Origin of the sequence: Xenorhabdus sp. PB61.4 (assembly GCF_963894935.1) — a bacterium.
GTDB lineage: Bacteria > Pseudomonadota > Gammaproteobacteria > Enterobacterales > Enterobacteriaceae > Xenorhabdus > Xenorhabdus stockiae.
In genome coordinates, this window is the sequence record NZ_CAWQJR010000034.1 from 1 (window position 1) to 10,119 (window position 10,119).

Annotated in this window: 9 protein-coding genes, 1 tRNA gene and 1 rRNA gene; 4 read left to right on the plus strand and 7 right to left on the minus strand. The window is 43.2% G+C overall.

Going from position 1 to position 10,119, the window contains the following annotated elements:
* Positions 1-237 precede the first annotated feature (237 nt).
* Together AACX68_RS02965 and AACX68_RS02970 are read left to right on the plus strand one after the other, a co-directional pair.
* The gene (locus AACX68_RS02965; protein ID WP_228860567.1) at positions 238-666 is read left to right on the plus strand and encodes a hypothetical protein; all 429 of its coding nucleotides are present in this window, start codon (positions 238-240) and stop codon (positions 664-666) included.
* Positions 663-1,088: a hypothetical protein gene (locus tag AACX68_RS02970; RefSeq protein ID WP_228860568.1), complete on the plus strand. Its 426-nt coding sequence runs from the start codon at positions 663-665 to the stop codon at positions 1,086-1,088. The genes AACX68_RS02965 and AACX68_RS02970 overlap by 4 nt, the downstream gene beginning before the upstream one ends.
* 306 nt (positions 1,089-1,394) lie before the next feature.
* Here the strand turns inward: AACX68_RS02970 and AACX68_RS02975 are convergent, their stop codons facing one another.
* The 3 genes from AACX68_RS02975 to cysJ all read right to left on the minus strand — a co-directional run bounded on the left by AACX68_RS02975 (position 1,395) and on the right by cysJ (position 5,736).
* A complete protein-coding gene (locus tag AACX68_RS02975; protein ID WP_228860569.1) occupies positions 1,395-2,129 on the minus strand; it encodes a phosphoadenylyl-sulfate reductase in 735 nt (244 codons plus the stop codon).
* Positions 2,126-3,856 (minus strand): assimilatory sulfite reductase (NADPH) hemoprotein subunit, encoded by a 1,731-nt coding sequence (gene cysI / locus AACX68_RS02980; RefSeq protein ID WP_228860574.1) that lies wholly within the window; start codon positions 3,854-3,856, stop codon positions 2,126-2,128. The genes AACX68_RS02975 and cysI overlap by 4 nt, the downstream gene beginning before the upstream one ends.
* A 62-nt stretch (positions 3,857-3,918) precedes the next feature.
* On the minus strand, positions 3,919-5,736 hold the full coding sequence (gene cysJ / locus AACX68_RS02985; protein WP_228860570.1) for an NADPH-dependent assimilatory sulfite reductase flavoprotein subunit: 1,818 nt from the start codon (positions 5,734-5,736) through the stop codon (positions 3,919-3,921).
* Between the two features lie 257 nt (positions 5,737-5,993).
* Here cysJ and queD point away from each other — a divergent pair, with 257 nt between their 5' ends.
* Complete coding sequence (gene queD, locus AACX68_RS02990) at positions 5,994-6,356, plus strand: 6-carboxytetrahydropterin synthase QueD (RefSeq protein ID WP_228860571.1); 363 nt, start codon at positions 5,994-5,996, stop codon at positions 6,354-6,356.
* 55 nt (positions 6,357-6,411) lie between these two features.
* On the opposite strand, the gene queE is transcribed toward queD, so the two are convergent.
* A complete protein-coding gene (gene queE, locus AACX68_RS02995; protein WP_228860572.1) occupies positions 6,412-7,083 on the minus strand; it encodes a 7-carboxy-7-deazaguanine synthase QueE in 672 nt (223 codons plus the stop codon).
* A 204-nt stretch (positions 7,084-7,287) separates the two neighbouring features.
* Here queE and AACX68_RS03000 point away from each other — a divergent pair, with 204 nt between their 5' ends.
* Complete coding sequence (locus tag AACX68_RS03000) at positions 7,288-8,673, plus strand: amino acid permease (RefSeq protein WP_228860573.1); 1,386 nt, start codon at positions 7,288-7,290, stop codon at positions 8,671-8,673.
* An 88-nt stretch (positions 8,674-8,761) separates the two neighbouring features.
* Here AACX68_RS03000 and AACX68_RS03005 read toward each other — a convergent pair whose 3' ends face one another.
* From AACX68_RS03005 to rrf, 3 genes are all read right to left on the minus strand, one after another.
* Positions 8,762-9,550 carry an endonuclease/exonuclease/phosphatase family protein gene (locus AACX68_RS03005; protein WP_228860575.1) on the minus strand — a complete coding sequence of 263 codons (789 nt, stop codon included), beginning with the start codon at positions 9,548-9,550 and terminating at the stop codon, positions 8,762-8,764.
* A gap of 349 nt (positions 9,551-9,899) precedes the next feature.
* Positions 9,900-9,976: transfer RNA gene (locus AACX68_RS03010), tRNA-Asp, on the minus strand.
* Between the two features lie 52 nt (positions 9,977-10,028).
* A 5S ribosomal RNA gene (gene rrf / locus AACX68_RS03015) occupies positions 10,029-10,119 on the minus strand; the annotation flags it as partial.

A 10,119-nucleotide genomic window follows, 5' to 3' on the forward strand; every position in this document is an offset into this window, starting at 1 on the left:
CTATTAACGGAGGTGGCTATATATGACACATATAATCCCATTCCCTTACCACTTAATATAGATAAAAAAAGTTATTTTTAACAAAAATATGCTAAGAATCCGTTTATTAACAGCAACTATAACTTGAAAAAAATCATAGGCAAGATAAAATAAAATTCAAACTGAATTTATTAAAAAATAGTTATCACAAAAGGAATCTCCAATGGAAAAAATTAATTATTTTAAGAGAAATATGCAATGCGCCCAATAATAACCTCAATTTTTGTAATTTTTTTGTTATCTGGATGTGTAACTTTCAAACAAGGAGAACCATTGGATAATGGAGTTATAAGTTTTTTAGAATCAGAGTACCCACAATATTCTACACATCGATTTAAATTCATTAAAAGTGTAGACCTCCATGTTAAGCCAATATTATTTAATAGAATTAAAGAGTATTGTAAAAATAAAAATGCAAATTTTGAACAATACACTATATACTCAGGATGGTGTATAACAAAGGATAAAATTCCTTTATTTATTATAAGTAGAACAGATATAGATGCAAAATTGGGAACGATGGGGATATTTGAAAAACAAAATTTTGTTTCTGATAATGAATGGACAACATTTTCAAAAGAGTTTTATCCTTATCTATGGTCTGAATATAATAAGAGAGAAAGATGAAGTCACTATTAATCACTTTTTTAGTTTCTTGTTTATTGGTTGGTTGTGTTAATGGTAGATTGAGAGTAGGAACACCTCCTGTAAATGGGATTGTAAGTGCCGTTGAAAGTAAATACTCAGAGAGACCAAGCTCAATGGTAAGTGCAGGAGCTATTGTAACACTTCATACTGACACTGATGTTTTTCAATATTTGGAAAAATATTGTCAAGATAAAAAAGCTATATTTGAGAACCCTATACCATGGATAGGGTGGTGTGTAACACAGGGCATGTATCCGTTGTTTATTTTTCATGGTGATCCGGTTGGTGGTATGTCTATCAAAGAGAAGTCCACAAACGCTGAAGATAATGACTGGGTAGATTATACAAAGAAATACTTCGGAATATTATGGTATACACACAAATTCGGGGTACCTTTGTAGTTTCTTCTATACCTTTTTCAGATGATGATTTAATTAATCAGGCCTTCCATCATTGTTATTATAGCTTTCTATTATTCCAAGTGAATAGTGGCATCTATACTCACACCAGCTAAATTTGGAGTGTACTAATTTAACTTTAAGACGCCAGTTTGAGTATATTGAACAAAGGAGCAAGAAGAATCTAAGATGGAGATGGACATGCACCTTGCTAAAGAAGGGCATTGTGATAACGGGTTTAGCTATAATTGAATCTTTGGGTTTAAGAATGGCCGAATAATTCGGCCATTCCAAAAGTTCAAAAGGAACTCAGCCTTCATGCAAGCCACATTCCCGCTTCAGGCCAAAAAAGCGGGTTTGTTCTTCACTCATACCCGGTTCCCATTTTTGCGTCGTATGGGTATCCCCGACAGAAAGATAGCCTTGCTCCCATAGAGGATGATATTCAAGTCCATGCTCGGTCAGGTATTGATGTACCTTGCGATTGTCCCAGTCGATAATCGGCAGTATCTTGTAAACACCGCGTTGCACTGCCAGCACTGGCAAGTTAGCGCGGCTTTCTGATTGCTGGCGACGTAATCCTGCGAACCATGTCTGCGCATCCAATGTTTTCAGCGCACGGTTCATCGGCTCAACTTTATTAATCTGGTTATAACGTTCAATCCCATCAACGCCCTGTTCCCACAGTTTGCCATAGCGCGCTTCCTGCCAAGTCGGGCTTTGTTCTGCACGAAATATTTTCAGGTTCAGGTTTAGTTTATCAGCCAGTTTGTCGATAAACTGATAAGTTTCTGGGAACAAGTAGCCAGTATCCGTCAGGATAACCGGAATATCAGGGTATTCCTGCGTGACCAGATGCAGGCAGACTGCCGCCTGAATACCAAAACTGGATGAAAGGATGAACTCACCGGGCAGATGCTCCAGTGCCCATAGGACGCGTTGACGGGCATCCAGTAACTCTAGTTGTTGGTTTGTCTCAGCGAGCGCTTCTGTGCGCTGCTCAGGAGACAAAACCAGTAACTCAGCTAAATGTGGCTGGCTCATACTGCTTCCTGCCAGTCGTAAAAATCGATGGCTGAGTTCAATACAGGTTTAATAATGTCAGTTCGGATCAGGAAATCTCCGAAATCTTCATTTTCATTACGCTCTGTAGCCCAACGACCGATAAGTTCATCCAGAATGGTCAGGATCTCAGCAGAGGTGATATTTTCCTGATACATACGAGGAATTCGGCTACCATTACGATTTCCACCAAGATGCAGGTTATAGCGATCAGGCGCTTTGCCCACCAACCCGATTTCGGCCAACATCGCCCGACCACATCCATTGGGGCAACCTGTAACACGCAACACGATATGCTCATGGCTAACGCCATGTTTTGCCATTAACGCATCGACATGATCAACAAAGGTTGGCAGGAAACGTTCCGCTTCTGCCATCGCTAAAGGGCAAGTCGGAAATGAAACACACGCCATAGAATGGTGACGCAGTGAGGTCACGCCGTCATCAATAAGACCATGCGCACGGGCAATGGATTCAATACGCGCTTTTTCATTTTCCGCCACTCCCGCTACTATCAGGTTCTGATTTGCGGTAAGACGAAAATCGCCTTTGTGAATTCGGGCAATTTCTGCCACGCCGGTTTTTAGTGGTTTATCCGGATAATCCAGCAAGCGGCCGTTTTCAATAAACAGGGTCAAATGCCATTGATCATCAATGCCTTTTAACCAGCCAATCTGATCGCCCCGTCCGGTAAATTCATAAGGGCGGACTGGCTCAAATTTCACACCTGCACGTTTTTCAACTTCCTGCCTGAAAGTTTCAACGCCGACACGCTCAAGGGTATATTTGGTTTTAGCGTTTTTACGTTCAGTTCGGTTGCCCCAGTCACGCTGTGTTGTCACGATGGATTCAGCAATAGCCAGTGTATGCTCCAGTGGGATATAGCCAAATTCACTCGCCAGACGTGGAAAAGTATTCTTATCGCCGTGAGTCATGGCTAATCCGCCACCCACCAGCACGTTAAAGCCGATCAACTGATCATTCTCTGCAATAGCAACGAAGTTCATATCATTGGCATGCAGATCAACATCATTTTGTGGTGGGATCACAACTGATGTTTTAAATTTACGTGGTAGATACGTTTTACCGAGGATCGGCTCTTCGTCGGTTGTAGCGATTTTTTCTTTATCCAGCCAGATCTCAGCGTACGCGTTAGTACGTGGCAGGAGGTGTTCGGATATTTTCTTCGCCCACTCATAAGCCTGCTGATGCAAAGCCGACTGCACTGGGTTAGAGGTACACAGTACATTACGGTTAACATCGTTGGCGGTTGCCAGTGAATCCAATCCCATTTGAGACAGTAATTGATGCGCCGGTTTGACGTTGTTTTTCAGGATGCCGTGAAACTGGAATGTCTGGCGGTTAGTCAATCGGATACTGCCATACAACGTGCTCTCTGTCGCAAACTGATCAATGCCCAGCCATTGGCGGGGAGTAATAATTCCTCCCGGTAAGCGGCAGCGCAACATTATGGCATGGCGGGGTTCAAGTTTCTGTTCCGCGCGCTCAGCTCTGATGTCACGATCATCCTGTTGATACATACCGTGGAAACGGATGAGGAGAAAATTATCGCCTTCAAACCCGCCTGTCAGCCCGTTTTTTAAATCTTCGCTGATTGTCCCGCGTAAATAGTTGCTTTCTGACTTCATACGTTCACTGTCAGCGAGTTTACCTTCAACAATCAAAGGACCTTGTTTTTCATTGCTCATTGTTTTCATGATCGTTTTCATTGCCCGTTGGTTTTTATACTTATAGTTTTTCGTTATTTTTGCTAGTAAACATCTCTCTGATAACGACGTTCAAGGCGCAGTTCACTTAGGAATTCATCGGCCTGCTCTGCATCCATCCCACCCTGTTGTGAAATAATATCCAGTAATGCCTGCTCTACATCTTTTGCCATACGATTGGCATCTCCACAGATGTATAAATGTGCGCCCTCACTAATCCAGCGCCAGATTTCCTCAGCCTGCTCACGCAGTTTGTCCTGCACATACACTTTATGCTTTTGATCCCGCGACCATGCCAAATCAATGCGGGTAAGTAACCCCTCTTTGACATAACGCTGAAATTCCACCTGATACAGAAAATCTTCTACAAAATGAGGGTTGCCAAAGAACAGCCAGTTTTTACCTTCAGCGCCCTGATTATCCCGTTGTTGCAGGAATGCCCGGAATGGAGCCACTCCGGTGCCGGGGCCAATCATGATCACCGGGGTTTGTGGATCGGCGGGTAAGCGGAAGTTATCGTTATGCTCAATAAAGACACGGATGTTGTCATCTTCCTGTAATCGATCAGCCAGATAACCTGATGCCCCACCGGTACGGGCACGGCCGTCTATGTCATAACGAACAACACCAACGGTAATATGTACTTCATTTTCGACTTCATCCTGAGAAGAGGAAATAGAGTATAGGCGTGGAGTTAATGGACGTAATATATCGATAAATTGCTGAGCTTCAGGTTGCTGAGCTGCCTGCCTGACCATATCCACGATAGGCGTTTTTTGGGCATATTGTTGTAGCGTTGATTTTTCGGAGATCAAAGCAAGCAAACTTTCATCTTTCGTCAGGACTGCATATTTTTCGACAATAACACCCGTGTTTTGTGTCAGTTCAAGATGGCTGGTCAGAGCCTCACGCAAAGTAAGTGACTTTCCATGTACTGTGACGGTTTCAGTTCCTTCCAGATGAAGCAAACCTACCAATTCATCAACCAATACCGGATCGTTTTCAAACCAAACCCCCAATGAATCACCGGGCTGATAACGCAAACCAGAATCCCCGAGATCAATTTCAATATGGCGGATATCTTTATCAGATGTGCGTCCGGTAATTTTCTGGTTAACCAGTAGAGAGGCAGTCAACGGCGCTTCTTTGGTATAAGGGCTGGAGAGAGCTGTACCAGCGGCCACTGCTGCCTTTGTTGTGGCTATTGCTGTATTTGCCTGAGATGGTAAGCGTTGCTTCAGAATATCGGTCAGTTGTTGACACCATTGCGTAGCAATATCCTGATATTCCACATCAGCATCAACGCGATCCAGTAATCGCTGAGCACCTAATTCACTCAGGCGGCGGTCAAAATCTTTACCTGACTGGCAAAAGTGTTCATAGGAGGTATCTCCTAAGCCAAATACAGCGTAAGCCGTCTCTTTCATCGAAGCGGCTTTTTTGGAATGCAGATATTTATGTAGTGCTACAGCTTCTTCGGCAGGTTCACCTTCACCCTGCGTTGAAGAAATAATAATCAATACGCGCTCTTTTGCGATCTGTTTGAATTTATAATCACCAGCATTAACTAAATTCACACTCAAATTCTGCGCCAGTAAAGCGTTTCTGAGCTGTTCTGCCAGACGCCTTGCATTACCCGTCTGAGAAGCCGAAATCAGTGTCACGGGTTCCTGTTCAGGTTCAGGTACACCTGACACTGACGCTACCGTGTTGGTTTGCGGTTGAGAATTCAACATTCCCCAAAAATAGCCTGATAACCAAGCCAGTTGATGTGGAGAAAAATCACTAACCTCTGATTGCAGGCGTGACAATTGTTCCTGAGATACAGGTAGTAATGCAGTTGAAGGTGGTTTTGCAGTCATTATCCAGTGCCCTTTGCCATAGCCAATACCCATGATTAACAGTCACAAACATGGAGTAATCATAAGGTTATCCCAGAACAGGCGTCGGACTTAAAGAAAGGTTAGCAATATCTAATAACTAAATTACCTAACTTTATTTACAGATTTAATATATCGATAAAGTTGTTAAACGCTGGATTTTATTTCTACAGAAAAATCACGTTAGGCACGAAAGTTCAGGTAGAATAGCCGGCCTTTTGAATTCAGGAAAAAGTATTATGAGCACTACCATCTTTAAAGATTTTCAATTTGAAGCGGCGCATCGCCTGCCACATGTTCCTGAAGGACATAAATGTGGTCGCTTGCATGGGCATTCATTTATGGTTCGTCTGGAAATCACCGGTGAGATTGATCCTCATAGCGGATGGCTCATGGACTTTGCCGATGTGAAAGCTATCTTCAAGCCAATTTGGGAGCGGCTGGACCACCATTATCTCAATGAGATCCCCGGTCTGGAAAACCCAACCAGCGAAGTACTGGCTCAATGGATTTGGAGAGAGTTACAACCTGCTTTGCCACAGCTCAGCGCCGTTATGGTTAAAGAAACCTGTAGTGCCGGTTGTATCTATCGTGGAGAGTAAGACATTCAGCACCAAATTTTGGTGCTGAATGCACAATAAAAGCACCAAACGCACATCAGGCGATATTTAAGTATTTGTGTGTCTGCATCGAGAAACGCCAGTTACGGGCAATGCAGGTTTCAATACACAAGCGGGTTGCTTCTTCTTTCTGACTGATAGGCTGTAAGGCAATAATCGGTCTGTTATTTTCATCAAGCATAGTCAATAGATCATCCAATGATTCAATATCGCGCTCACGCCCGACAGGGTGTTTAATTTCATTTGCGCGATTCATCGCTTCAGGCAAGACTTTGTATCCGCCCCGCATTTTCACTTTCGGTGAGACGGTTACCCAAGTTTTGTCAGTACAGTGGATCGCGTGTGTACCACTCGTTTCTATCTGGCACTGATAGCCTGCATTTTCCAGTGCTTCCGTCAGGGGACGTAAATCATACAAACACGGCTCTCCACCCGTAATTACGATATGACGGGCGGTATATCCCTGACGAGTGAACAAATTAATGATTTGCTCTGGTGTGGCAGCGCCCCAGGTATCGCTATCCTGTGATTTGACCAGTATGTTTTCCATCGCCTGCTGCTTATCAGCTTCTTTTTCCCAAGTATGCTTGGTATCACACCAGCTGCACCCGACCGGACATCCCTGTAACCGTATGAAAACAGCAGGAACTCCGGTAAACACACCTTCTCCCTGCAAAGTCTGAAACATCTCATTTATTGGGTAAATCATAAAAAAACTCTGGTTTTAATAAACTGCCCGTTATTATTACAGATATCTATCCCGCGGACATCCATCTTTATGGTATCGTACGAGGTTGCTTTTGCTGGTATCTGACACCAGACAGGGCATTGTATACCTGAAATAGCATATGCCTGAAATAGCATTGTATGCCTGAAAATACTCTCTGGCATGAAAGATAGATGGGATTAACGAATGCAAGACAATGAAAATCAGCTTAAACAGGGTCTGAGTGTGAGGCATATCCGCTTCATGGCTTTAGGCTCTGCAATAGGCACAGGGCTGTTTTATGGCTCAGCAGCAGCAATACAACAAGCAGGACCGGCGGTATTGCTGGCATATTTAATTGGCGGTGCTGCCGTATTTATGGTGATGAGAGCACTCGGCGAAATGGCCGTTCACCATCCTGTTTCCGGTTCTTTTTCGCAGTATGCCAGCCATTATCTGGGCCCATTAGCCGGCTTCCTGACAGGTTGGCTCTATGTTCTTGAAATGCTGTTTGTTTGCCTCGCTGATATCACTGCATTCGGCTTGTACATGAAATTTTGGTTCCCCGATGTTGATCAATGGATTTGGGTTCTGAGTATCGTCTGTTTTATTGGTGCGCTGAATTTATGCCATGTGAAGATTTTCGGTGAAATGGAGTTCTGGCTTTCTATCGTTAAGGTCACTGCCATTATTGCCATGATCATTGGTGGTCTTGCAATTATGATCTTTGGTTTTGGTCAGACAACAGAGCATGCCACCGGGATCGCTAATTTATGGGAACATGGCGGCTTTATGCCGAATGGCATCAGCGGAGTGGTTGCTTCAATGGCGATTGTGATGTTTGCTTTCGGTGGAATAGAAGTCATTGGTATCACTGCCAGTGAAGCGAAAGATCCGGCAAAAACAATCCCTAAAGCGATTAATGCTGTTCCCTTCCGTATTTTAATCTTCTATGTCCTGACTTTATGTATCCTGATGTGTATCTATCCGTGGGATCAAATTGGTCAGAATGGAAGCCCATTTGTACAGATTTTTTCTGATCTGAAAATCAGTGCAGCTGCGCATGTTCTGAATGTTGTTGTTATTACTGCTGCCATTTCAGCCATCAATAGCGATATTTTTGGTGCCGGACGAATGATGTATGGCATGGCTCAGGAAGGACAAGCACCTGAGGCGTTTAAAAAGCTGACCCGAAATGGAGTTCCATGGATGACTGTTCTGGTCATGATTGTGGTTCTGCTGCTCGGTGTCATGCTCAATTGGCTGCTGCCCGGCAATATTTTTATTCTTATTGCATCCGTCGCCACATTTGCCACTGTCTGGGTGTGGTTGATGATTCTGCTTTCTCATGTGGCTATGCGTCGTAAAATGAGTGTAGAAGAGATCAGAACCTTGAAATTTCCGGTACCAATGTGGCCCACTGCTCCCATAATTACGATTGTTTTTATGAGTGCAATTATCCTGCTACTCGGGTATTTCGAGCAAACGAGAGATGCTTTATACATTGGCGCTGGCTGGGTGATCATCCTAACCATTGCCTATTTTTTCAGCATAAAGAAAAAACTTGCTACATCTCACCGTACCAGCCAATAAAATTGGTCTCTAAAAACGCCGGAGCAATTTCCGGCGTTTTGTTCTTTTTTACCTTTCACCACTCTTATTAATTGAAAATCTTCGTAACTTATAACGAAAATCGGACAAGAAGCGGATTATGATCAGAAGCAATGGTTGTTAAAACGGTTGCACTCTGGACTGTTAATTCACGATAAAAAACAAAGTCTAAGGGTTTACCAAATACAATTGTTCTATGATCGTCGTTAAAATAGACTTCTTTTAGCCCCATACACTGCGCAAAACGCTCCAGCACTCTGAATCTCCGACGACTCCACGCATTAAAATCACCGGCAAATATCACTGGCCCATCATGTAACTTAATATAGATACCAATGTTATCCAACTGACGACTATAAACGTCAACGCCAAGACTGAAGTTAATGGCGTGTACATTCACTACCATCAGCTGCTGTTCATCGGTTAAAGGGTACATAGTAATAAGAGATGATTTAGAAAGCCTTAATATCGGCTCTTTTTCCCTTAACGGACAACAATAGATGGGTGAAGAAGAGGCTAATGTCATCACACCCGATGGATGTTGAGGAATAGCAAATGCAGGTACTTGATCTGCAACCAAGCCACTGGCTGTGATAAATTTCAGTAAGTCAGGAGTTGTTTGTGCTTCTTGCAGTAAAATAAGATCGCTTTTTTCAATTAAGGAAGATAAAACACTTTGCCACCGTGGACGTTGCTGTTTATGGATATTCCAAATAGCAACAGAAAACACATTATTATCAGCAAAAAATGGCTCTCCACATGGCAAGAGTGCTTCTTCAAGTAATCGCGTGGAAGTAGGAAAAACCCTCTCTACAGGCTGCCCTGCGATATATCTTACTGCATAATTTTTATGAGCCAGATTTTTTCTCTCACGGGCTCTTCTTACATACCTATTTCTTATCAAATTGCCCCCCAACCTACCTTAATGCATCAGCCTTCATTGATATGACACCTCTATAATTGATTGCAATCCTTAGTACTAAAAACAAAGTATGAATTGTAAAAGTAAATGTCAGAATAGATTTTATACAGAAAATCTTTTCCATTTATTAAAAAAGTAACGCATTTGGTAGCAAGTTATTGGTGAGGCGATATTCCAATACTCTAGTATATAGAAGGGCTGATTGAGAATCGAATCAAGATACTGATAAAAATGCCTGAAATAGAAAAAAACCCTGAGATTTCTCTCAGGGGTTTATCTAAATCGGTGGCGGTGCGGACGGGACTCGAACCCGCGACCCCCGGCGTGACAGGCCGGTATTCTAACCAACTGAACTACCGCACCACCGAATGCTGTTTCATGCTGCCTTTTGGGCCGGCAACACGTCTAAATTGATGTCTGGCAGTGTCCTACTCTCACATGGGGAGACCCCACACTACCATCGGCGCTACGGCGTTTCACTGCTGAGTTCGGCATGGGGTCAGGTG

Coding starts and splice junctions, on each gene's coding strand:
- AACX68_RS02965 (WP_228860567.1), top strand. CDS start 238: ATGCGCCCAATAATAACCTCAATTTTTGTAATTTTTTTGTTATCTGGA.
- AACX68_RS02970 (WP_228860568.1), top strand. CDS start 663: ATGAAGTCACTATTAATCACTTTTTTAGTTTCTTGTTTATTGGTTGGT.
- AACX68_RS02975 (WP_228860569.1), bottom strand. CDS start 2,129: ATGAGCCAGCCACATTTAGCTGAGTTACTGGTTTTGTCTCCTGAGCAG.
- cysI (WP_228860574.1), bottom strand. CDS start 3,856: ATGAGCAATGAAAAACAAGGTCCTTTGATTGTTGAAGGTAAACTCGCT.
- cysJ (WP_228860570.1), bottom strand. CDS start 5,736: ATGACTGCAAAACCACCTTCAACTGCATTACTACCTGTATCTCAGGAA.
- queD (WP_228860571.1), top strand. CDS start 5,994: ATGAGCACTACCATCTTTAAAGATTTTCAATTTGAAGCGGCGCATCGC.
- queE (WP_228860572.1), bottom strand. CDS start 7,083: ATGATTTACCCAATAAATGAGATGTTTCAGACTTTGCAGGGAGAAGGT.
- AACX68_RS03000 (WP_228860573.1), top strand. CDS start 7,288: ATGCAAGACAATGAAAATCAGCTTAAACAGGGTCTGAGTGTGAGGCAT.